General features: G+C 54.2%; 21 protein-coding genes. 20 read left to right on the plus strand and 1 reads right to left on the minus strand.

Annotation, left to right across the window (positions count from 1 at the left end):
• The first annotated feature begins 15 nt into the window (after nucleotides 1-15).
• The 9 genes from NOS26_RS08865 (at nucleotide 16) to arsA (ending at nucleotide 10064) form a co-directional block, all read left to right on the plus strand.
• Nucleotides 16-651, plus strand: a complete 636-nt coding sequence (locus tag NOS26_RS08865) for an MBL fold metallo-hydrolase (RefSeq protein WP_255917588.1) — start codon at nucleotides 16-18, stop codon at nucleotides 649-651.
• A gap of 3 nt (nucleotides 652-654) precedes the next feature.
• On the plus strand, nucleotides 655-1749 hold the full coding sequence (locus NOS26_RS08870; protein ID WP_014016976.1) for an AI-2E family transporter: 1095 nt from the start codon (nucleotides 655-657) through the stop codon (nucleotides 1747-1749).
• Complete coding sequence (locus NOS26_RS08875) at nucleotides 1721-2248, plus strand: Fur family transcriptional regulator (protein WP_014016975.1); 528 nt, start codon at nucleotides 1721-1723, stop codon at nucleotides 2246-2248. The genes NOS26_RS08870 and NOS26_RS08875 overlap by 29 nt, the downstream gene beginning before the upstream one ends.
• Nucleotide 2249: 1 nt before the next feature.
• Nucleotides 2250-3704, plus strand: coding sequence for a coproporphyrinogen dehydrogenase HemZ (gene hemZ, locus NOS26_RS08880; protein ID WP_255917589.1), 1455 nt, complete (start codon nucleotides 2250-2252; stop codon nucleotides 3702-3704).
• A complete protein-coding gene (gene hisS / locus NOS26_RS08885) occupies nucleotides 3705-4970 on the plus strand; it encodes a histidine--tRNA ligase (RefSeq protein WP_170101785.1) in 1266 nt (421 codons plus the stop codon).
• A gap of 7 nt (nucleotides 4971-4977) precedes the next feature.
• Entirely contained in the window at nucleotides 4978-6771 is a 1794-nt protein-coding gene (gene aspS, locus NOS26_RS08890) for an aspartate--tRNA ligase (protein ID WP_095340713.1), read from the plus strand.
• A 771-nt stretch (nucleotides 6772-7542) separates the two neighbouring features.
• A complete protein-coding gene (locus tag NOS26_RS08895) occupies nucleotides 7543-7854 on the plus strand; it encodes a helix-turn-helix transcriptional regulator (RefSeq protein ID WP_027895216.1) in 312 nt (103 codons plus the stop codon).
• A 69-nt stretch (nucleotides 7855-7923) separates the two neighbouring features.
• On the plus strand, nucleotides 7924-8334 hold the full coding sequence (arsD, locus tag NOS26_RS08900; RefSeq protein ID WP_255917590.1) for an arsenite efflux transporter metallochaperone ArsD: 411 nt from the start codon (nucleotides 7924-7926) through the stop codon (nucleotides 8332-8334).
• A complete protein-coding gene (arsA, locus tag NOS26_RS08905) occupies nucleotides 8331-10064 on the plus strand; it encodes an arsenical pump-driving ATPase (protein WP_255917591.1) in 1734 nt (577 codons plus the stop codon). The genes arsD and arsA overlap by 4 nt, the downstream gene beginning before the upstream one ends.
• Nucleotides 10065-10255: 191 nt before the next feature.
• On the opposite strand, the gene NOS26_RS08910 is transcribed toward arsA, so the two are convergent.
• Nucleotides 10256-11767, minus strand: coding sequence for an NAD(P)/FAD-dependent oxidoreductase (locus NOS26_RS08910; protein WP_255917592.1), 1512 nt, complete (start codon nucleotides 11765-11767; stop codon nucleotides 10256-10258).
• A 325-nt stretch (nucleotides 11768-12092) separates the two neighbouring features.
• Here NOS26_RS08910 and rpsO point away from each other — a divergent pair, with 325 nt between their 5' ends.
• The 11 genes from rpsO to NOS26_RS08965 all read left to right on the plus strand — a co-directional run bounded on the left by rpsO (nucleotide 12093) and on the right by NOS26_RS08965 (nucleotide 22199).
• Nucleotides 12093-12359, plus strand: coding sequence for a 30S ribosomal protein S15 (gene rpsO / locus NOS26_RS08915; RefSeq protein WP_014016966.1), 267 nt, complete (start codon nucleotides 12093-12095; stop codon nucleotides 12357-12359).
• Between the two features lie 139 nt (nucleotides 12360-12498).
• Nucleotides 12499-14652 carry a polyribonucleotide nucleotidyltransferase gene (locus NOS26_RS08920; protein WP_051524965.1) on the plus strand — a complete coding sequence of 718 codons (2154 nt, stop codon included), beginning with the start codon at nucleotides 12499-12501 and terminating at the stop codon, nucleotides 14650-14652.
• Nucleotides 14653-14657: 5 nt separating this feature from the next.
• A complete protein-coding gene (locus NOS26_RS08925; RefSeq protein WP_022497734.1) occupies nucleotides 14658-15104 on the plus strand; it encodes a dUTP diphosphatase in 447 nt (148 codons plus the stop codon).
• A 156-nt stretch (nucleotides 15105-15260) separates the two neighbouring features.
• On the plus strand, nucleotides 15261-15833 hold the full coding sequence (locus tag NOS26_RS08930; RefSeq protein WP_211182007.1) for an NUDIX hydrolase: 573 nt from the start codon (nucleotides 15261-15263) through the stop codon (nucleotides 15831-15833).
• A gap of 12 nt (nucleotides 15834-15845) precedes the next feature.
• Nucleotides 15846-17018, plus strand: coding sequence for a phosphopentomutase (locus NOS26_RS08935; protein WP_255917593.1), 1173 nt, complete (start codon nucleotides 15846-15848; stop codon nucleotides 17016-17018).
• 4 nt (nucleotides 17019-17022) lie between these two features.
• The gene (locus NOS26_RS08940) at nucleotides 17023-18327 is read left to right on the plus strand and encodes a thymidine phosphorylase (RefSeq protein WP_255917594.1); all 1305 of its coding nucleotides are present in this window, start codon (nucleotides 17023-17025) and stop codon (nucleotides 18325-18327) included.
• Nucleotides 18328-18392: 65 nt separating this feature from the next.
• Complete coding sequence (gene rlmD, locus NOS26_RS08945; protein WP_255917595.1) at nucleotides 18393-19778, plus strand: 23S rRNA (uracil(1939)-C(5))-methyltransferase RlmD; 1386 nt, start codon at nucleotides 18393-18395, stop codon at nucleotides 19776-19778.
• Nucleotides 19779-20181: 403 nt separating this feature from the next.
• Nucleotides 20182-20772, plus strand: coding sequence for a hypothetical protein (locus NOS26_RS08950; protein ID WP_014016959.1), 591 nt, complete (start codon nucleotides 20182-20184; stop codon nucleotides 20770-20772).
• A 14-nt stretch (nucleotides 20773-20786) separates the two neighbouring features.
• Nucleotides 20787-21299, plus strand: a complete 513-nt coding sequence (locus NOS26_RS08955; RefSeq protein WP_014016958.1) for a hypothetical protein — start codon at nucleotides 20787-20789, stop codon at nucleotides 21297-21299.
• 27 nt (nucleotides 21300-21326) lie between these two features.
• Nucleotides 21327-21830, plus strand: a complete 504-nt coding sequence (locus NOS26_RS08960; protein ID WP_014016957.1) for a hypothetical protein — start codon at nucleotides 21327-21329, stop codon at nucleotides 21828-21830.
• A gap of 39 nt (nucleotides 21831-21869) precedes the next feature.
• Entirely contained in the window at nucleotides 21870-22199 is a 330-nt protein-coding gene (locus NOS26_RS08965; RefSeq protein ID WP_157868813.1) for a hypothetical protein, read from the plus strand.
• Nucleotides 22200-22366: the final 167 nt, after the last annotated feature.

Here is a 22366-nt window from a genome sequence, read left to right on the forward strand (position 1 = left end):
GGGGGAAATGTGTATATGAGCATGAAATATATCAATATGGAACTCGGTCCTATCATGACCAATTGTTATATCGTCTACGATACGGATACGAAAGACGCCATGGTCGTCGACCCGGCCTGGGACTATCCGGCCATCGACAAGGCCCTGACCAGCCATGGCCTGACGCTGCGGTTCATCTTCCTGACTCACGGCCATGCCGACCATATCGGCGCCCTGCAGGAACTGCGCCAGCGCAAGAATGTACCGGTCTACGTCGGCGCCGGCGATGCCGACCTCATTTCCAATTCGCACAACAACCTGTCCCTGTTCATGGGCCAGGCCATCGAATGTACGTCGGCCGACCACCTGGTCAAGGACGGCGATGAACTGACCCTGGGGAACCTGCACTTCACGGTCCTGGAAACGCCGGGCCACACGCCGGGCGGCCTCAGCCTGTACGGCGAAGGCGTCGTCTTTTCCGGCGACACGCTGTTCCGCTATTCCGTCGGCCGTACCGACCTCTACGGCGGTTCGTCGAAGACCTTGCTCCACAGCCTGGAAACGAAGCTCATGACCTTGCCCGACAATACGCTGGTCCTGCCCGGCCATGGCCCGGCCACGTCCATCGGTGACGAACAGCGGGGCAATCCCTTCCTGGACGGAGGCTGGTAAACTATGACTGCCTATAAGGGAGCGGAATTTTGGATGCGCGTCACCCTGGCCGTCCTGGCCGGGGCCTTGTTCCTGACGGTCCACGCCGTCTACTGGCCCGTCGTCATCTCCCTGATCCTGACATTCATCCTCATGCCGATACGCGATGGCGTCATCAAGGGACTGCGCCGCCTTACGGGACGCCAGGTACCCATCGATATAGCCATCCTCATTTCCTTCGTCATCCTCATCGTCATCGTGACGGTCATTACCAACAGCATCGTCAAACCGCTGGTCGTCCAGGTCAATTTACTGGCAGCCAACTTCAACGATTTGGTCAGCCAGACGGCGGCTCTGGTGACGCAGCTTGAAAATGAGCAGACCCAGTTCTATATTCCCGACCAGGTCAAGAAGATCATCAACGACGCCTTCGTCAAAGTCGGCAATTACGGCATCGACGGCATTACCAACCTTATCCAGTCGGTCTTTGCCATTGCCGGGACCGTCGTTGAATTTTTCGTCGTACCGATCATTACCTTTTATTTCATGAAAGACGGCGGCCATATGGTCAGGATTTTCGTCGACATCTTCCCCGAAAGTTACCGCAGCCACCTGGCCGGGCTCTTCCAGGAAATACAGCACGTCCTGAGCCGTTACATCCGCGGCCAGATCCTCATGAGCTGTATCATTGCGACGCTGACCTTCCTCGGCATGTGGGCCATGGGCGTACCTTATCCCATGGTCATCGGACTTTTGGCGGCCATTACCGAATGGATCCCCATCGTCGGGCCTATCGTCGGCGCCGTGCCGGCCATCCTGCTCAGTGCGACAGTCAGCCTGTCCCTGCCGATCAAAGTCATCATCTTCTATATCGTCATCCAGCAGATCGACAGCCACCTCATCATGCCTCAGGTCATGGGGGCCGTCATCAGCCTGCATCCGGTCGTCATCGTCATCGCCCTGCTCATCGGCGGGACCCTCTTTGGCGTAGCCGGCATGATCCTTACTGTCCCGGTGACGGCAGTGCTACAGATTCTGTGTAAACATTTATGGTTCTACAATACATATAAAGAAAAGGCGATGAAGCACAATGGAAACAACGAAAACAGAAACCAATAAAAAAGAAATCATGGAAACCATGATGAAGCGCATGAAAGAAAAGATCAAGTTCAAGAAGTGCAAGATGACTTCCCAGCGTCAGATCATCCTGCGGGCCTTCGTCGAAAGCCCGATCCGCCACATGAGCGCCGAAGAAGTCTTCGAACTCGTCAAGAAGACGGCGCCCGACATCGGCCTGGCTACGGTCTACCGGACGCTGGACCTGTTCACCCAGATGGACCTCTTGAAGAAACTCGACTTCGACGACGGCTGCAGCCGCTACGAATTGAATGACCGCGACAATGAAGGCCATTTCCATCATCACCTCATCTGCCTGGGCTGCGGCAAGGTCTGGGAATGTGAAGACGACCTCTTGGAAACACTGGAAACGATCCTGGAAAAACGCCTCCACTTCCACACCGTCGACCATCAGCTGAAAGTCTATGGCTACTGTGAAGACTGCCAGAAGAAGCGGGCAGAAGAAGCGGCCAAGGAAGCAGCTGCGAAAGAAGCGGAATAACATGTCTGTCCAGACCTATACCTATGACGGGCCCGAGGGGCTCCACGCCCTGGTCGGCCAGGTCATGGCGTCGCTGGGCTATGTCGGCGGCCGGGAAATCCGCGACGTCGGGGCGGCCGTTACCGTCCGCGATGACGGCGGCCACCTCTATCTGAGCTGTACCTTCCAGGATGGCGGGGAACCCTGGTTCTCTGAAGCCCGCCTCTTACCAGGGGTCCGGGCACGGGACGCCCTCAAGGACTGCCTCATCCACTGGCACAGCCGCTTTTCCGGCCATGGCCCGGGTCCGTGGGGGACGCTCATCGGCGTGCGGCCGACGAAGCTGGTCCACCACCTGTTCGACCAGGGCTTTACTGACGACCAGGCCGAAAAAGCTTTGCAGACGTCGTATCACGTCGCGCCGGCTACGGCCCGGGACCTGGTGGCCATGGCCCGCCTGCAGCGGCCTTACGTGACCTGTCGGGGGCGGAAATTGGCCTTATACGTCGGCATCCCTTACTGCCCCAGCCACTGCCTGTACTGTTCCTTCCCGTCGCGCCTCATCGGCAGGGAAGGGGAGGCAGCGCTTACGGCTTTCCGCGATGCCGTCCTGGCCGATCTCGACGACCTGGCCGACTTGTGCCGGACCTATGATCTGGAAGTGACGTCGCTCTATGTCGGCGGCGGGACGCCGACGTGCCTGCCCCTGCCGGTCCTGGAAGCGATGATGACGCGGCTGGCCCGGAATTTCCCGGAAGCCCGCGAATGGACGGTCGAAGCGGGCCGTCCTGATACGGCGACGCCGGACATGCTGGCCATGCTCCGCAAGGCCGGCGTCGACCGCATCAGCGTCAATCCCCAGACACTGCAGCAGCAACTCCTCGATGCCCTGGGCCGGCGCCATAGCGTCGAAGCGATTTACACCATGTATGAAAACTGCCGGAAACTGGGATTTTCCGTCATCAATATGGACTTCATCGCCGGCCTTCCCGGGCAAACCGTGGCGGATATGCAGGAAAATATGGAAATTGTTTGCAAACTGCACCCGGAAAATGTTACAATTCATACGTTAGCATTAAAAAAACGGGCTCCTTTGTTCCATCATGAATTGCGGGCTTCTATTCCGCCTGCCGAAGAAACGGGCCGCATGGTCCGCCTCTGTCAGTCCATCCTGACCGGTAGCGGTTATGTGCCTTATTATATGTACCGTCAGAAGTACATGGCAGCCAGCTTTGCCAATATCGGCTACGCCCTGCCGGGCAGCGTCAGTGCCTATAATATTGAAATGATGGAAGAGCGGCAGTCCGTCCTGGCAGCCGGACCGGGCGGGGCGACGAAGTTCCTCTGCCGCGACGGCCACACCTTGGAAAAGGTGTATATGCCGAAAGATGTCGATGCATATGTGCAGGCGCTGGCTGAGAAAATGGCCCAGCGCCGCCGTTTGTGTGCTATCATATACGGAAAAGAGGATGTTTAAATGGCAATTACTGCACCGAGAGGCACGCAGGATTTCCTGCCGGAACAGACGGCAGAGTGGCAGCTGCTGGAAGCCAAGATCCGCCAGATCTGCTCGCTCTATGGTTTCGGCGAAATCCGCACGCCTATGTTTGAAAGTACTGAATTATTTTTACGCGGCATCGGGGAAACGACAGACGTCGTCACCAAGGAAATGTATACCTTTGAAGACCGCGGCGGCCGCAGCATGACCCTGCGCCCGGAAAATACGGCTTCCGTCGTCCGGGCCTTCCTGGAACATAAGCTGTACGGCGACCCGCAGGTCCATAAGTTCTACTACATGGGGCCCATGTTCCGTCATGACCGTCCCCAGGCCGGCCGCTATCGCCAGTTCACCCAGTTCGGCGTCGAAGAAATCGGCTCCAAGGACCCGGCTGTCGATGCCGAAATCATCGCCATGGCCTTCCAGCTCTTTCGGGAACTGGGCCTGAACGATCTGGTCCTGCACCTCAACTCTGTCGGCTGCCCGAAATGCCGTCCTGTCTATCGCCAGAAGCTCCTCGATTTCTTTGCCGATAAACGGGACCAGCTCTGCGACGACTGCAACGAACGGCTGGAAAAGAATCCGCTCCGCGTCCTCGACTGCAAAGAAGACGGCGAAAAAATGATGCAGATGGGCGTACCCTTGATTACAGATAATCTCTGCGACGACTGCAAGGAACATTTCCACAAAGTCCAGGAATATCTGACAGCCATCGGTATTCCCTTTACCCTCGACCCGCGCCTGGTCCGCGGTCTCGACTATTATACCAATACGGCCTTTGAAATCATGTACGCTCCCTTGGGCGCACAGAGCACGGTCTGCGGCGGCGGCCGCTACGACGGCCTCATCGAAGAAGTCGGCGGTCCGTCGACACCGGGCATCGGCTTTGCTATCGGCATGGAACGGCTGCTCCTGACCTTGAAGGAACAGGGCCTCTTGCCGCCGGTCGAAAAGAAACAGCCCGTCTTCATCGTCGCCCTCGGCGATGCTGCCAAGACCAAGGCCTTTGAACTGCAGCAGCAGCTCCGCGAAAAGGGCCTATATGCTGAAATCGACCTCTTAGGCCGCAGCATGAAGGGCCAGATGAAATCGGCGAACAAGCTCAACGCCGATTACACGGTCATCATCGGCGAAAATGAATTGGCTGCCGGTGAAGCCCAGGTCCGCAATATGGCCAGCAAAGAACAAGTCAGCGTTCCCCTTGATGGGATTGTTGCATATATGGAAACACACAAGAAGGGATGATTTACGAATGGATACAATGGAAGGTTTACACCGCTCCCAATACTGCGCTGAAGTAAGTGAAGCGGACAACGGCAAAGAAGTCGTCTTGACCGGCTGGGTAGAACGCCGCCGCGACCACGGCGGACTGATCTTCATCGATCTCCGCGACCGTACGGGCATCGTACAGGTCGTCGCTTCGCCGGATTATGAAAAGGTTTCTTTCGATAAAGCGGAACAGGTACGTACAGAATACGTCCTGGCTGTACGCGGTATCGTCCGCATGCGTGATAAAGATACGATTAACCCCAAGATGAAGACGGGCACCATCGAAATCCGCTGCGAAGAACTGCGCATCCTCAATTCGTCCAAGACACCGCCGTTCTACATTGAAGACAACATCGACGTCGACGAAAAAATCCGCCTGAAATACCGTTACCTCGACTTGCGTCGTCCGGAAATGCAGAAGAACCTCATTATGCGCCACAAAGTAAAACATGCCATGCGCACGTTCCTCAACGAACACGGCTTCATCGACATTGAAACGCCGGAACTCTGCAAGAGCACGCCAGAAGGCGCTCGTGACTACCTCGTACCGAGCCGTGTCAACGAAGGCAAATTCTATGCACTGCCGCAGTCGCCGCAGATTTTTAAACAGCTCCTTATGATTTCCGGTATGGACCGTTATTACCAGATCGCCCGCTGCTTCCGCGATGAAGACCTGCGCGCCGACCGCCAGCCGGAATTTACTCAGCTCGACATGGAAATGTCCTTCATGGACCAGGAAGAAATCCTGACCCTCGTCGAACAGATGGTACACTACATCTTCAAAGAAACGTTGGGCCACGACGTCCAGCTCCCGATTCACCGCATGACTTGGGACTACGCCATGGCAAACTACGGCTCTGATAAGCCGGACCTGCGCTTCGACATGAAGTTCACCGACGTGACGGAACTCGTCAAGGATACGGACTTCAAAGTCTTCCGCAGCGTCATCGACAACGGCGGTCAGGTCAAAGCCATCAACGTCAAAGGCGACGCTGACATTCCCCGCCGCGAACTGGACGGCCTCGTCGAATACGTCGGCCACTACGGCGCAAAGGGCCTGGCTTGGATCGGCTTCCTCGAAGACGGCACGCTTAAATCGCAGATCAAGAAGTTCTTTGGTGAAGATAAGCTCCGCGAAATCGGTAAGGCCTGCGGCGCTGAAAAAGGCGACTTGGTCCTCATGATCGCTGACAAACCGAAAATCGTCGCAGCCGCTCTCGGCGAACTGCGTAAAGAAATGGCCCGCCGCATGAATCTCATCGACGAAAACGAATTCGCCTTTACGTGGGTCGTCGACTTCCCCATGTTCGAATACAGCGAAGAAGAACACCGCTATGTTGCTATGCACCATCCGTTCACAGCTATGCGCGATGAAGACCTGGACAAACTGGAAACAGACCCGGCTCACGTCTATGCTAAGGCCTATGACCTGGTCCTCAACGGCATCGAACTTGGCGGCGGCTCCCTCCGTATCTACCAGCCCGACGTACAGCAGCGCGTCTTCAAGGCTATTGGCCTGACACCGGAAGAAGCAGAACAGAAATTCGGCTTCCTCCTCCGCGCCTTCGAATACGGTGCACCGCCCCACGGAGGTCTGGCTTTCGGCTTGGACCGCATGATCATGCTCATGCTCAAACGCAAGTCCATCCGCGACGTCATCGCTTTCCCGAAGACCCAGAACGCTATCGACCCCATGAGCGAAGCTCCGTCGACAGTTACCAAAAAACAGCTGCATGAACTCCACATCCAAGTAGAAGAAGACTTGGTAAGTAAATAAGAGAGATGAAAAAGGCTTGTCGCTTGTGCGACAAGCCTTTTTCGTGGTTCGTGGCTCGTGGTTCGTGGTTCGTGGTTCGTGGCTCGTGGTTCGTGGTTCGTGGCTCGTGGTTCGTGGTTCGTGGCTCGTGGTTCGTGGTTCGTGGCTCGTGGTTCGTGGTTCGTGGCTCGTGGTTCGTGGTTCGTGGTTCGTAGGGGCCGTCCCAAAGGGCGGCCCGCTGTGATATTTGACCACAGCCCGTTCTGGTATTATGGTGAGCCTTTCTTCGGACTCCGATGCAGCTTCGCCGCGACAGACTCATGATTGTATTACGACCAAGTGTCGTCCGTCATAAATTCCGGTTGTGTACAGGATTCAGGCGGGACGCCTTGACAGGACGTCCCCTACGGTATCGCAGACAGGCGATGAAAAAATGAACGCTGGCCGTAAATGGCAGCTCGCAAAAATATACGGCCTGTGGTCGTATGAGTAAGGGTCCGTCCTGATAAGGAAGCCCGTGTGTGGGAATCCCGTAAATCGCTTCGTGGCTAGCAATCAGCCGTCAGCCGCGGTCCCATGGACCGCTTTCGTAGGGGCCGTCCCAACGGGCGGCCCGCTGTGATATTTGACCACAGCCCGTTCTGGTATTATGGTAAGCCTTTCAGGTGCTACTATGCGGACGCGATTGGTTTACGAGCCACGAACCACTAACGCACATATTGACAAACGTCAATATGTGCGTTATACTCTAACCATAGATTGATGAACTTCAATATGAAAGGAGGCGTCGTGATGGACGAAAGGGAAGCAGTCCGCGTTTTTAAGGCCTTGGGCGATGAGAAGCGCCTGCGTATCTTATCGCTCCTGCGGCAAGGGGAACGGTGTGCCTGTGTACTCTTGGAACACTTGAACTTGTCCCAGCCGACGCTGTCCCATCACATGAAGATTCTTTGCGAGGCCCAGCTGGTCACAGGCCGCAAGGAAGGGAAGTGGGTCTATTATTCCCTCAATACGGCCCAGGCCCCGGTCCTGGAACAGGCCGTCCACGACTTATTTCAACTCAGTGCCGTGCCGGCAGAGGACGAAGCCTGCCATTGCCAGTAAGGCAGGTTTCTTTTTTAGCTAATACATTGATAAATGTAAATATATGAATTTTTTAGGAGGTCTTTTATCATGAAACATATGGAAATCTTTGAACAAGCAATGTGCTGCCCGACCGGTCTCTGCGGCCCCTCTATCGACCCGGAACTCTTACGCGTATCGACCGTTTTGGATACGCTCAAACAGCACGGCATCGACGTCGGCCGCTATAACCTGACCAGTGCGCCTTTGAAATTCGTCCAGACGAAGGCCGTTACGGATTTCCTCCAGCACCACGGCCCGGAAGACCTGCCCCTCATCCTCGTCGACGGCGCCGTCCAGTTTGCCGGCCGCTATCCGACGAATGATGAATTTGCCAGCCTCATCGGCTTCGACCCGGCCATCCTCGAAGCAGCCCAGGCTGCTGGGGAAAGCTGCTGCTGCGGCGATGCACCGGCGGAACCGGAAAGCTCGTCGTGCTGCTGCGGAGGTGACTGTAAGTGATTCTTTATGATCCCTTTCGCGTCGTCCAGACGAAATATCTCTTCCTGACCGGCAAAGGCGGCGTCGGCAAGACGTCTGTCGCCTGTGCCACGGCCGTCGCCCTGGCCGATGCCGGGAAGAAGGTCCTGCTCATCAGTACCGACCCGGCATCGAACCTGCAAGACGTCTTTTCTATGGAACTGACCAACAAGGCTACGGCCATTGACGCCGTGTCTAATTTGGCCGTGGCCAACCTAGACCCGGTCCAGGCCGCTGCCGAATACAGGGAAAGCGTCATCGGCCCTTATCGCGTCCTCTTGCCGGAAGCGGCCCTGCGCAACATGGAGGAACAGCTGTCCGGCTCGTGTACCGTAGAAATCGCTGCTTTCAATGAGTTCACCAACTTCCTCACCGACGAGACCGTCGCCCGTGATTACGACCACATCCTCTTCGATACGGCGCCGACAGGCCACACCCTGCGCATGCTGCAGCTGCCGTCGGCGTGGAGCCAGTTCATCCAGAAGAGCAAACACGGCGCGTCCTGCCTGGGGCAGCTGTCGGGGCTGGAATCGCGGAAAGAACTGTATAAGCAAGCCGTCCGGACCTTGGCCGACGGGGCTCAGACGACGATGCTCCTCATCGCCCGTCCCGATAGCCTGCCCCTGAAAGAAGCGGCGCGGGCGTCGAAGGAGCTGGCCGCCCTGGGCATTGCCAACCAGCAGCTCATCATCAACGGCCTCCTGCCTTCCTACGATGACGATGCGACCAAGACCTTATATGAAAAGCAGCAGGCCGCCTTGCAGGCCATGCCCGAAGCCATTGCCGATTTGCCGCGTTTCCAGATTCCCTTGCGGACGTACAATATCACCGGCTTGGACCACGTCCGGGCCCTGCTCAAAGGGGAAGTGAAGGAAGCGGCGACGGAACTGACGCTGGAACGGGTCCAGCCTTTGCAGGCCGTCATTGACGATTTGGAAAGCAGCCATCGTAAGGTCATCTTCACCATGGGCAAGGGCGGCGTCGGCAAGACGACTGTCGCCGCAGCCATCGCCTTGGGCCTGGCCCGCCGCGGCCATCGCGTCCACTTGACGACGACTGACCCGGCAGCCCATTTGCAGTATATCGTCAGCCAGACGGACAACCTGACCTTGAGCCATATCGACGAAGGGGAAGAGCTGAGAAAATACCAGGATGAAGTCCTGAACCAGGCCAAAGCTAACGGCCTGGGCCCGTCGGACCTGGCTTACATCGAAGAAGACCTGCGTTCGCCGTGCACCCAGGAAATTGCCGTCTTCCACGCCTTTGCCGACATCGTCGAAGCCGCCGACGACCAGATCGTCGTCATCGACACGGCGCCGACAGGCCATACGCTGCTGCTCCTGGAATCGACGGAAAGCTACGATAAGGAAATCCGCCGGACCCATGGCTCGACGCCGCCGTCGGTACAGCACTTGCTGCCGCGCCTGAAAGGGACGGAAACGGAAGTCGTCATCGTCACCTTGCCCGAAGCGACGCCGGTATACGAAGCCCTGCGTCTGGAAGCGGACCTGAAGCGGACCAAGCTGCGCTCGAAGTGGTGGGTCATCAACAAGTCCTTTTATCAGGCCAAGACGACGAGCCCTTTGTTAAAGGCCAAAGCCTCGCACGAAATCCCTTGGATCAACAAAGTCGACGAACACACCCAGGGCCACACGGCCCTCATCGCCTGGCGCCCAGACGAAGTCCGCGGCGATGTCCTAGGGACGTTGTAGTTTTCGGAATTCTCATCACGTGGTCGCCCCTACAGAAACCCCATCCACGAACCATGAGCCACGAGCCACGAACCACGAACCACGGGATTCCCACAAGCGGGCCGCCTTTACAGGACGGCCCCTACGAGCCACGAGCCACGAGCCACGAGCCACTAAAAAAGCGGCTGTCTTCAAAGGACAGCCGCTTTTTCCTATTTCCCTTCGTAATAATAGCGCGTCCACATGACGACTTCCGACAGGGACGGGTGAGGCGTCATGGTTTCGCTGAAGGTATAGACCGATTTGGGGTCGAGGGTCCGCGTCAGCGGTTTGGCCCGTAAGGCCTGGGCCGTAGGCGATGCAATATCTTCATGGACCGGATGGATGACGTGGGTACCGCTCATGAGGTTATTGATGAAAGGCTGGATGAGGATGGACGCTTCCGGGCCGATGATGTGGGCGCCGAGGATGAATTTCGTCTTCTTGTCGACGACCAGTTTGATGAAGCCGTCGTCTTCGTCACCCGGTTCATAGCCCATGGCGTAGCCTTTGGCCGATGATGAATAGTGGTTGATGGCCGTTTCGACGTCGTAGCCTTTCTTCAGGGCCTGTTCTTCCGTCAGGCCGACGTGGGCCGCTTCCGGATAGGTATAGGTGACGGCCGGCACCGTATCGTAATCGGCCCAGCGCCATGTTTCCGGGGCGTTTCCGGAAAAGAGGTTGTGTGCCAGGATTTCTGCTTCGTAATTGGCCTTGTGGCGGAAGGGGGCCAGACCATTGACATCGCCTAAGGCCCAGATATTCTCAGCCGTCGTTTCCAGGAATTCGTTCGTTTCAATATAGCCGCGCTTGTCCAGGCGGACGTCGGTATTTTCCAGGTGCAGCAGTTCCGTCATGGGCCGGATGCCCGGGGCGACCAGGATTTCTTCAGCTGCCACTTCGCCTTCTTCGCCAGTCGTGCGGTCGCGGAAGGACAAGACCTTCAAGCCGTCGCGCTGGCTGACGGAAACCGTGTCTTTATTGAGGCGGATATCCATGCCGTAGCGCTGGAACTGCTTGAGGATGAACGCCGATACAGCCGGGTCTTCCTTGGGAAGGAGACGGACATTGTGCTGGACCATAGTGACCTTGGTGCCAGCCGCATCGAAGACGTGGGCGAATTCACAGCCAATAGGGCCGCCGCCGATGATGATCAGGCTCTGGTAGGGCTTTTTCGGATACGACGGGCCAAAGAACGATTCCGACGTCACATAGCCCGCTTCTGCCAGGCCCGGCAGGGCGGGGATATTCGTTCGGCCGCCAGTGGCAATGAAAATCTTGTCGCCTGTCAAGGTAACGCTGTTGCCGTCATTCAAGGCGATGGCAACCGTGTGATTGTCGACGAAAGACGCCGTGCCGTTGAAGGTGTCGACGTTGGGGAACTGGTCGTAATAACCTTGAATGGCCGGGCTTTCATCGATCTTTTCCCACAACCGCTTGGATAACATATCCCAGTCCAGGCGGACGTTATCAGCCAAGACGCCGATGCGGCTCCCTTCGCGGATCTCGCGGATGCGGTTGGCCGCCGTGACCATGACCTTCGTCGGAATACAGCCGCGATTCAGACAAGTCCCGCCGAACCGGCCCCGTTCAATGACAGCCACCTGCAAGCCCTGGGCCAAGGCCGCATCGGTCACAATGTTGGCTGCCCCCGTACCGATGACAATGACATCATATTTCTTCATAAGATAACGCTCCTTTATATGTAACAAAAATATTAAATACAACCTTTTTAGTATAGTATAAGCGAAAGCGGCCTTTTTGACAAGGCCGTATGAGATGATAGCCACGAACCACGGACCACGAAAACCCCACAAGCGGGCCGCCTTTACAGGACGGCCCCTACAAATCACGAGCCACGAACCACGAGCCACGAAAATCCCCTTTACACAACCGGCCGGGTATAGTATAATAGCTATGTCGTACGGGTGCTCGGTGTCTCGATGACTCCGACGATCACTTAGCACTTTGCGAATAGATTCAATTTTTTATACATGGAGGAAAGATACAATGTTAAGCGTAGAAGAAAAAAAAGCAATCGTAGCTAAATTTGGTGCCAATGAAAACGATACGGGTTCTCCGGAAGTACAGATCGCGCTCCTCACGAGCCGCATCATCTATTTGACGGAACATCTCCGCAGCCACAAAAAGGACCATGCATCCCGCCGCGGCCTGTTGAAACTCGTCGGCCAGCGCCGTAACTTGCTCGGTTACTTGCAGAAACACGATCTCGACCGTTATCGTGCTATTCTCGAAAAATTGAACTTGCGTAAATAATCTCGCATATTGTGGGGCTGATGCTGATGTGACTGCATCAGCCTCTTTTTTCAGGACACAGGGTGGTAGGTTGTAGCCTGGGTATATCGCCGATGTTCCCGGACTAGTGCCTATCACCTGTGAATTCAAGGAGGTAACAATGGAAGAACAGAAATTCCAAATGGATTTCGCCGGCCGCCCGCTGGTAATTGAAGTCGGTAAACTGGCCAAGCAGGCCAGCGGTGCCGCATTGGTCCGTTATGGCGATACCGCCGTTTTCGTCACGGCTACGGGCTCGAAAGAAGCGCGTGAAGACGCAGACTTTTTCCCGCTCACCGTCGATTATGAAGAAAAGATGTACTCCGTCGGCAAGATTCCCGGCGGCTTCATCAAACGCGAAGGCAAACCGCCTGAATCGGCAACCCTTTTTGCCCGCCTCATCGACCGTCCGATCCGTCCGCTCTTCCCGAAGACATACCGTCATGACGTCCACGTCGTGGCTTATGATTTCTGCGTAGACCATGACAACGCTCCGGAAATCGCCGCTATGATCGGTGCCTCCGTATCGCTGTGCATGTCCCACATTCCCTTTGCCGGCCCGATTGCCGGTGTCCGCGTCGGCCGCGTCGATGGCCAGTTCGTCATCAACCCGACCGTCGCCCAGAGCGAACAGAGCGATATGGACATCGTCGTCGCCGGTACGAAAGACGCCATCCTCATGGTTGAAGGCGGCGCTCACGAAATCCCGGAAGAACAGGTCCTGGATGCCATCATGTTCGCCCATGAAGAAATCAAGAAAGTCGTCGAATTCCAGCTCGGTTTCCTCGACAAGATTTCCGTACCGAAACAGGAATTCGTCGAAAAAGAACCGCCGGCAGATATCGTCGAAGCCGTCCATGCTTATGGCGAAGAAGCCATGAAGACGGCTATCTTCACGGCTGACAAAGTCGAACGCGAAGAAAAGATGGATGCTGTCGAAACGGATATTTACGAACACTTTGCCGACATTTATCCGGACAACGCCGATGATGTCGCTGAAATCACGCAGAAAATGATCAAGGAAATCGTCCGCCACATGATCGCCGTCGACAAGATCCGTCCCGATGGCCGTCGTGTCGACGAAGTCCGTCCGGTCAGCTGCGAAGTCGGCCTCTTTGCCCGCACTCACGGCACTGGCTTGTTCACCCGCGGCCAGACGCAGATTATGAGCTTCTGCACGTTGGCACCGCTGTCGGAATGCCAGCATATCGATGGCGTCGGCCTGGAAACGGATCGCCGCTACATGCACCACTACAATTTCCCGTCCTTCTGCGTCGGCGAAACGAAGTCGTCCCGCGGTCCTGGCCGTCGTGAAATCGGCCACGGCAAATTGGCAGAACGCGCATTGACCCAGGTCATGCCCAGTGAAGAAGAATTCCCCTACGCTATCCGCGTCGTATCGGAAGTCCTCGAATCGAATGGCTCCAGCTCCATGGGCAGTGTCTGCGGCAGCACCTTGGCCCTCATGGATGCCGGCGTACCGATCAAAGCTCCCGTTGCTGGCGTCGCCATGGGCTTGGTTACCAAAGGTGATGACTTCACCATCCTGACGGATATCCAGGGCATGGAAGATGCTTTGGGCGACATGGACTTTAAAGTCGCCGGTACGATGAAAGGCGTCACGGCCATCCAGATGGATATCAAGATCAAAGGCCTCAGCCGTGAAATCCTGGCCCAGGCTTTGAAACAGGCTCATGAAGGCCGGATGCATATCATGGGCAAGATGCTGCAGGTCATCAACGAACCGCGAAAGGAGCTTTCTCCCTACGCACCGCGCATCATTTCCATGCACATCAAACCCGATAAAATCCGCGACGTCATCGGGCCGGGCGGCAAGATGATCAAACAGATTACCGAAGAAACAGGCGCTAAGATCGACATTGACGATTCGGGCCTGGTATACATTGCCGCTGTCGACGGCGAAAGCGGCCAGAAAGCCAAAGAATGGATTGAAAAACTGACGGAAGACGTTGAAGTCGGCAAGACCTACGTCGGCAAAGTCACGCGCATCATGAACTTCGGCGCCTTCGTCGAAGTCCTGCCGGGCAAAGAAGGGCTGGTCCACATTTCCCAGCTGGCTAAAGAACGGGTCGAAAAAGTTGAAGACGTCGTCCACGTCGGCGATGAAATCATGGTCAAATGCGTCGAAATCGACAGCCAGGGCCGGGTCAACTTGTCCCGCAAAGCCCTCTTGGGTGGCGGCGACGAAGGTCCGTCCCATCGCAGCCGGGGTCCCCGCGGCGGTCATAACAGCCACGACCGCCAGAAACGGTAAGGCTTATGGCAGGCAGAGGATTTGAAATCGTCACGGCCTATGAAGGCTGTGACATCCATCTTCCCGTCCGCAAGACGGCCAACAGTGCCGGCTACGATTTGGAAGCGGCAGAAACGACGGTACTCGCACCGCATGCCGTCACCGTCGTGCCGACAGGCTTGAAAGCCTTTATGGAAGACGATGAATATTTGTCTATCTTCATCCGCTCCAGCCTGGCTTTCAAGAAAGGCCTTATGCTGGCCAACAGCACGGGCATCGTCGACAGCGATTACTATAACAATGCCGACAATGAAGGGCACATCATGATTGCCTATTATAATACGAACGATCAGGCCTACACCTTGGAAAAGGGCGAACGCATCGGCCAGGGCATCTTCATGAAGTACCTGACCGTCAACGACGACGCTGCCAGCGGTATCCGCACGGGCGGTATCGGCAGCACGGGAAAGTAAAAAGTGAAAATGAGATAATATACCTATCTGGAGGGTTTTGCCTCCCCTGATAGGGGAGGTGGCCCAACGGGCCGGAAGGGTTGCACTGAAAAAAACAACCTCTCAGCCAGCCTGCGGCTGCCAGCTCCCCTATTAGGGGAGCCTTTTTTTGAAAGGATGATGAATCAAGTGAGTATCAGCAAGGAAACACTCGTTTCTCGTAAAGAAATCATGAAAGGCCGGGTCCTCCACGTCACGGTGGATACCGTTTCTATCGACGACGGCCAGGGTGGCGAAGCAAAGACGGCCACGCGCGAAGCGGTCTGGCATTTCGGCGCTTGCGCCATCCTGCCGCTGACGGATGACGGCAAAATCATCCTCGTCCGCCAGTACCGCTATGCTGCGGCACAGGCCATGTTGGAAGTACCGGCCGGGAAAATCGAACACGACGGCGAATCACCCGATTACTGCGCGGCCCGGGAACTGGAAGAAGAAGCCGGCGTCACGGCTTCGGAAATCCTGCCCTTAGGCTATACGTATACGTCGCCGGGCTTCTGCAGTGAACGGATTTATCTCTATCTGGCCCGAGGGCTCCAGAAAGGGAAGCAGCACCTCGATGATGACGAGTTCATGAACATCGAATACTATACGCCCAAGGAAATGGAAGACCTCATCGACCAGAACGAAATCACCGATGCCAAGACCATTGCAGCCTTTGAAAAAGCCCGCAAATATCTGCCGGGATTATAAGGAGGGAGTTTTATGAAATTCAATCGCATCATCGTCATCGTTACGGATAGCGTCGGCGCCGGCGATGCACCGGACGCTGAAAAGTTTGGCGACAAAGGAGCCGATACGTACGGCCACATCGATGCCAACGTACCCTTGAACGTGCCCAATCTGCGCCATCTGGGCTTGGGCCGCGTTGCCCATATCCATGCCGAAGCAACAGACGTCGTCGGCTCGTATGGCCTCATGCAGGAAATCTCGGCCGGCAAGGATACGACCAGCGGTCATTGGGAATTCATGGGCAACCCCGTAGAAAATCCCTTCCCGACTTTCCCCCATGCCTTTCCGCCGGATTTGTTGAAAGCCTTTACGGAAAAGACGGGCTACGGCTACATTGGCAACGAAATCGCGTCGGGTACGGAAATCATCGAACGCCTGGGGCCGGAACACTTCCGGACGGGCCTGCCCATCGTCTATACGTCGGCAGACAGCGTCTTCCAGATTGCCGCTCACAACGATGTCATCCCCTTGGAAGAATTGTACCGCATCTGCGACATTACGCGCCGCGAAGTCTGCGTCGGCCCTTATGAAGTAGGGCGCATCATCGCCCGGCCTTTCGTCGGGACCCAGGGCCACTTCGTCCGCACTGGCGACCGCCGCGACTACAGCCGGCTGCCCAAGCGGAAAATGGTCTTTTCCTATTTGTCCGAAGCGGGCTATGCCGTCGTCGGCGTCGGCAAGATCGGTGACATCTATGCCCATATCGGCCTGACCGAATCGTACCATACGGCCAATAACCATGAAGACATGGAAGCCTTGCGGACTCAGCTGGCAGCCCATCGGAAGGATAAGGGCCTGCTCATGGCCAACTTCGTCGACTTTGACAGCATGTACGGACACCGCCGCAACGTCAAAGGCTATGCGGACTGCCTGGAAGCTTTTGACCAGGAACTGGGCCAGCTCTTGACAGAAATCCATGACGACGAACTGCTGGTCATCACGTCGGACCACGGCAACGACCCGACATGGCATGGCACAGACCATACGCGTGAACGGGTACCACTCCTGGTCTACAGCCCGGCCCTGAAGGCTTCTGTCGACTTGGGTATCCGCCAGACCTATGCCGATTTGGGCATGAGCATTATGGATAACTTCGGACTGACAGGCCTTGAATTCGGTACCAGCTTTTTATCAGAACTGAGGTGATCCTATGTGGCCCATCGACTGCATCGAACACAAGCGGGACGGCAAGGTCCTGACCAAAGAGGAAATTACGCGCTTCATCGACGATTATACGGCCGGCCGCATCGCTGACTATCAGGCCGCAGCCTGGCTCATGGCCGTCTATTTCCAGGGCATGAGCTATGAAGAAACGAAGGAACTGACCCTGGCTATGGCTCATTCTGGCGATATCGTCGATTTGTCGTCCATTCCGGGCATCAAAGTCGACAAGCACAGCACCGGCGGCATTGCCGATACGACGACGCTCATCGTGGCACCGTTAGTCGCAGCCGCCGGCGTTCCCGTGGCCAAGATGAGCGGCCGCGGCCTGGGATTTACCGGCGGTACGGCGGATAAACTGGAATCCATCCCCGGCTTTCACGTCGTCCTGCCGGAAGAAACTTTCCTGGAACAGGTGCGCCGCATCGGCTTGTCCCTCATCACCCAGTCCGGTGAAATCGCGCCGGCGGATAAACTGCTCTATGCCCTGCGCGACGCGACGGCGACCGTTGAGAGCATCCCCCTCATTGCCAGCTCCATCATGAGCAAGAAAATCGCTTCCGGCGCCGACGCCATCGTCCTCGACGTCAAATACGGCGACGGCGCCTTCATGAAGACCAAAGAACGGGCGCGGGAACTGGCCCGGACCATGGTCGGTATCGGCAATCTCGCCGGCCGGCCGACACGGGCCGTCGTCACGTCCATGGAAGCGCCGTTGGGGACGGCTATCGGCAACTGCTTAGAAGTCGATGAAGCTGTGGAAGCCTTATCGGGCCAAGGTGGCCGGCGGCTCATGGAAGTCGTCGAAGCCATCGGCGCTCAGATGCTCATCGTCGGCGGCAAGGCCCAGGACGAAGAACAGGGGAGAACCATGATTCGCGACCTCATCGCTTCCGGCAAAGGCCTGGCCAAGTTCCGGGAATTCGTCCGAGCCCAAGGCGGCAGCTCATCGTGGATTGGCAAGCGGCCCCTCACCAAGGCGCCCCAGGTCTTTACGGCGGTCTGCACCGATGAAGGCTACATCACCCGCATCGACGGCCGAGCCCTCGGCGAAATCGCCATGGCCATGGGCGCCGGCCGGGCCCGCAAGGAAGATGCCATCGACCCTATGGTCGGCATCCGCCTTTTCAAGGAACTCTATGACCCGGTCCGTCCTGGCGAAGCCCTGTTCACCCTGTACGGCAAGGAAGGCGCCGATATGATGGCCCTGGCCCAGCAGGTCGCCGACCACATCATCGTCACGCCCGACCAGGCAGACACCATCGAACCCGTCGTCAGTGAAGTGATAGTATAAAGTTTGTAGTTTGTAGTTTACAGTGTAGGGGCGCCCATGCGGGGCGCCCGCCTGAAAGGATGTCCATGAAAGAATTACGCCATATCCCCGTCCAGAAGGGGAAAACCTATGACATATCCATTGCCCGCCTGGGTACCAGTGGCGAAGGCGTCGGCCGTTACGAAGGCTTTACGGTCTTCGTGCCCTTCGCCCTGCCCGGTGAAAACGTGCGGGCCCGCATTACCCTGGTCAAGAAAAATTATGCCACAGCGGCTTTAGTCGAGGTCTTGAAGCCTTCGCCGGACCGGATCCAGCCCCAGTGTCCCGTCTACGACCGCTGCGGCGGCTGTCAACTCCAGCACCTCAGCTATGAAGGGGAATTGAAGGAAAAGCGCCAGCAAGTCCGGGATGCCCTGGAACGCATTGGCCACCTGCAGGATATCGACGTCCTGCCGACCCTGGGGGCTCATACGCCCTGGCATTACCGCAATAAGATGCAGTTCCCCGTCGCCGCTGCCGGAAAGGGGAAAGTCGCCATCGGCTGTTTTGCTGCGGCTACGCACGAAGTCATCGACGTGACGGACTGTGCCATCCAGAAAGAAGGCAACAACGCCATCGTCGCCGTCGTCCGCCAGTGGATGAAAGATTTCAAGATTCCCGCCTATGATGAAGACGCCCGGACGGGCATCGTCCGCCATATCATGGGACGCGTCGGTGTCCATACGGGAGAAATCATGGTCTGCCTGGTCACGGCCTGCGATATGGTGCCGCACATGAAAGATTTGGTCCAGCGCCTGCGCCGGGATATCCCCGGTCTGACCAGCGTCGTTCAGAACGTCAACAAGCGCCATACTAACGTCATCTTAGGGCCCAAAACGAAGACCGTCTACGGCAAAGGGACTATTCACGACTCCATCGGCCCTTTGACCTTCCACATTTCGGCGCAGTCCTTCTTCCAGGTCAACAGTGAGCAAGCCCAGCGCCTCTATGAACAGGCCCTCGACTTTGCCGACCTCAAAGGCGGCGAAACCGTGGCCGACGTCTACTGCGGTACTGGGACCATCACCTTGTTCCTGGCCCAGAAAGCCAAACAGGTCTACGGCATCGAAATCGTCGCCCCGGCTATTCGTGACGCCGTTCGCAATGCCAAAGACAACCACGTCGGCAACGCCCAGTTCATCTTAGGCGATGCTATCTATAAATTGCCGGAACTCATCAAAAACGGCATCCGTCCCGACGTCATCGTCCTCGACCCGCCCCGGGCCGGCTGCGGTGAACCCGTCCTCAAAGCCATCGCCCAGAGCAAACCCAAACGCGTCGTCTACGTCTCCTGCAATCCGGCCACCCTGGCCCGCGACCTGGCCTACCTGGACCAGCACGGCTACCATACCGCTAAAGTACAGCCTGTAGACATGTTCCCGCGGACCCACCATGTTGAGTCAGTAGCATTGATGTCAAGAGAAGAAAAATAGGCGAAAATCCCGTATTTACGGGCTTTTTCGGATATTGATTATTTAGGTCCATATTTGTAAAATGGCCTGTAAAACTGTGTTTTTAGCACACCATGGATGAAGATTTTCTACCTCGGGGCTTCAATATGGATGTTAAAATGGGGAAATTCCAGGTTGGGGCTTTAAGATGGATGTGAAAAAATTCAATATAAGACAGAATAAGAGCAGGCGCCCCATCACTTGGTGGAGCGCCTGCTCTTATTCGTTTGCCAGAACGTAAAATCATTTCATGTCCTTCTTATATAGCAAATTATTATATATGACACTAAATTGTGATTAAAATTACTCTAATTTGCAAATAAAAAACATAAATGATAAAATTAAATAAATATTATCGTGATATTTATTGTTGGGAGGGCAGTTTATGAAAAGTATTAAAAAAATTCCATTAATTGTAGCAACGGCATGTATGATTTGCTTACCTTTTTGTACGAGTCATGCAATTACTTACATTCCAAGTTCAGAATCAGATGGTTCCTATGAAGCGGGTCAAGCTGCCGGATCTCTTTTAGGAGCGTTGTTTAGTCGGAATCGTCGACCTCATATTAATGTGCATAAGCAGTATGTATACGCAGGGAGCAACGGTTCCTCTGCTTTCTACATAGACTTATCATCTGCTAAATCTATAAAGAAGACAGATACATTCAAATTGGCATCGGCTGATTTTATTTATGTTGATTATACGAAAGAACAAATTTATAAGATAAAAAATCATATTTCATACGATGTAAGTAGCCAAGTTGCTAGAGTTTCTTTAGCCTCAATGAGCACATTCGATTATAAAGGAAAATTGTTACAGGGGCCTGCAGAGGGAAATGGTCAATTTTCAGATGTAAATCCGCAAGGTCCTACGGCTGCTGCTGTGAATACGGTTTATAACAAGCTGTATGGGATGGCTTTCTATTATGATTCTTCGATTCCCGTATTAACAAAAACAGGTGCCTTGGTTGATTAAAGGATGTGATTTATATGTCAGTGCGACTAAATAAATTAAGTATTTTTTTTCTTGTGTGTGTAGTGTTTTTTTCTTTTACATTACAGGCATTTGCTGCTGAAAAACTAGATCAAAAATATATGGGCTTAGGAGATTTAACATGGGGGAGACCTCTTTATGATATTGAAGGCGAATATGATGTTAAATTCGTAAATAAAAGAACATCAAGTATAGCGTCGACTTCTGTAGAAACCTATTTAATTAGAATTCCAGAAGCCAATGGAAACATGTGTTTTTATGGGCCGCTTGTAGCTTCTGCTGAGTTTGCGAATGGAAAATTGTTTGCTATAATTATCCCTTTTAAGGGTTATGATGACGAACTCTACAAATTGACCGAAAAATTTGGTCACCCACCATATGGAGATAGTTCTAATACAGTAGGCTGGCGTGGTGAACGTATATTGATTTTCTTAAAACGGGAACAAAGTGATTTTGATGGCACTTTAATATTAATAATGCCAGGAGCACAAGATTTTCTTTATAAATAAACTATTTGTAATAGGAGGATAATTAATATGAAGAAAATACTCGTTTTAATAAGTATGTTGTTCATTCTTGTAAGCGCGAATGCATACGCTTCTTGGGAATATATGGGCAATGACTCTTCTGGGAATCAAGAGTATATATTGCCAGAAAGTTCACAAGTTATAAAATTTACACCTAAACAATTTGAATGGACAGTACAAGTAAAAGAAATATATAGTCGTGAAGGAAAAAGTGATCTTATTAGTAATTATGCGTTAAAAGGCGTTAAAATCAAAGGTATCGAATTAGCGGATTACGAAATTAAGACTTATCATTTTAAAGCCTGGAAAGATCAAGTAGGGTTTAGAGTGGATAATTCCTATGGATACAACAATAATGGTTATCAAGTATGTACCTTTAAAGGGTGGTACAGTTTTGAGCCTTTTGAATCGAGATCTCTTGTTGGTTTATTTTCATACAGAGCATTAAATTATTTGGAAACTTTGAACAATATTGACTATTTTAAAATTTTAATAGAGAACAATAAAAAATAAATTGCGTAAAAAATTCATGAATTATAAAGGAGAAATTTTATGAAAAGAATTGCATTAATTCTAGGATTGATTCTCGCCTTATTTACTTTTTCTGCTGGCGCTTCTGCATGTCCGTATTGTGGAGCTCCAGGTTATTTCACAGGGGAAAGAGGAAACAATTATAGTAATTCGTGGGATGTATATCAATGTTCGAATGGTCATCGATATGATGTCCCTAATACTCTTTCTGGCAGTACTTCTGGCCCAAGAAATAATTGTCCGTATTGTGGAGCTCCAGCTTATTTTACAGGGGAAAGAGGAAATAATTACGGCAATTGGTGGGATGTATACCAATGTTCGAATGGGCATCGATATAATGTTCCTGACTAAAAATATTAACTAGGCGTGGGCGTACTAAGTTGGTTTGATGCAATAAAAAATTAGACGATTTATAGAAAAGCGATGAACCTATGAAAAGATTTGCTCATAAGTTCATCGCTCTTTTACATTATAAAAATACACTTATACCGTAACTTCGATGCCGGATTTAAATTTGA

The organism is Megasphaera sp. SC8-1, from assembly GCF_024436295.1.
GTDB classification, from domain to species: domain Bacteria; phylum Bacillota; class Negativicutes; order Veillonellales; family Megasphaeraceae; genus Megasphaera; species Megasphaera elsdenii.

Excerpts from the sequence above, each read along its gene's own strand:
- NOS26_RS08865 (WP_255917588.1), top strand. The coding sequence starts at position 16 with ATGAGCATGAAATATATCAATATGGAACTCGGTCCTATCATGACCAAT.
- NOS26_RS08870 (WP_014016976.1), top strand. The coding sequence starts at position 655 with ATGACTGCCTATAAGGGAGCGGAATTTTGGATGCGCGTCACCCTGGCC.
- NOS26_RS08875 (WP_014016975.1), top strand. The coding sequence starts at position 1,721 with ATGGAAACAACGAAAACAGAAACCAATAAAAAAGAAATCATGGAAACC.
- hemZ (WP_255917589.1), top strand. The coding sequence starts at position 2,250 with ATGTCTGTCCAGACCTATACCTATGACGGGCCCGAGGGGCTCCACGCC.
- hisS (WP_170101785.1), top strand. The coding sequence starts at position 3,705 with ATGGCAATTACTGCACCGAGAGGCACGCAGGATTTCCTGCCGGAACAG.
- aspS (WP_095340713.1), top strand. The coding sequence starts at position 4,978 with ATGGATACAATGGAAGGTTTACACCGCTCCCAATACTGCGCTGAAGTA.
- NOS26_RS08895 (WP_027895216.1), top strand. The coding sequence starts at position 7,543 with ATGGACGAAAGGGAAGCAGTCCGCGTTTTTAAGGCCTTGGGCGATGAG.
- arsD (WP_255917590.1), top strand. The coding sequence starts at position 7,924 with ATGAAACATATGGAAATCTTTGAACAAGCAATGTGCTGCCCGACCGGT.
- NOS26_RS08910 (WP_255917592.1), bottom strand. The coding sequence starts at position 11,767 with ATGAAGAAATATGATGTCATTGTCATCGGTACGGGGGCAGCCAACATT.
- rpsO (WP_014016966.1), top strand. The coding sequence starts at position 12,093 with ATGTTAAGCGTAGAAGAAAAAAAAGCAATCGTAGCTAAATTTGGTGCC.
- NOS26_RS08920 (WP_051524965.1), top strand. The coding sequence starts at position 12,499 with ATGGAAGAACAGAAATTCCAAATGGATTTCGCCGGCCGCCCGCTGGTA.
- NOS26_RS08925 (WP_022497734.1), top strand. The coding sequence starts at position 14,658 with ATGGCAGGCAGAGGATTTGAAATCGTCACGGCCTATGAAGGCTGTGAC.
- NOS26_RS08930 (WP_211182007.1), top strand. The coding sequence starts at position 15,261 with ATGATGAATCAAGTGAGTATCAGCAAGGAAACACTCGTTTCTCGTAAA.
- NOS26_RS08935 (WP_255917593.1), top strand. The coding sequence starts at position 15,846 with ATGAAATTCAATCGCATCATCGTCATCGTTACGGATAGCGTCGGCGCC.
- NOS26_RS08940 (WP_255917594.1), top strand. The coding sequence starts at position 17,023 with ATGTGGCCCATCGACTGCATCGAACACAAGCGGGACGGCAAGGTCCTG.
- rlmD (WP_255917595.1), top strand. The coding sequence starts at position 18,393 with ATGAAAGAATTACGCCATATCCCCGTCCAGAAGGGGAAAACCTATGAC.
- NOS26_RS08950 (WP_014016959.1), top strand. The coding sequence starts at position 20,182 with ATGAAAAGTATTAAAAAAATTCCATTAATTGTAGCAACGGCATGTATG.
- NOS26_RS08955 (WP_014016958.1), top strand. The coding sequence starts at position 20,787 with ATGTCAGTGCGACTAAATAAATTAAGTATTTTTTTTCTTGTGTGTGTA.
- NOS26_RS08960 (WP_014016957.1), top strand. The coding sequence starts at position 21,327 with ATGAAGAAAATACTCGTTTTAATAAGTATGTTGTTCATTCTTGTAAGC.
- NOS26_RS08965 (WP_157868813.1), top strand. The coding sequence starts at position 21,870 with ATGAAAAGAATTGCATTAATTCTAGGATTGATTCTCGCCTTATTTACT.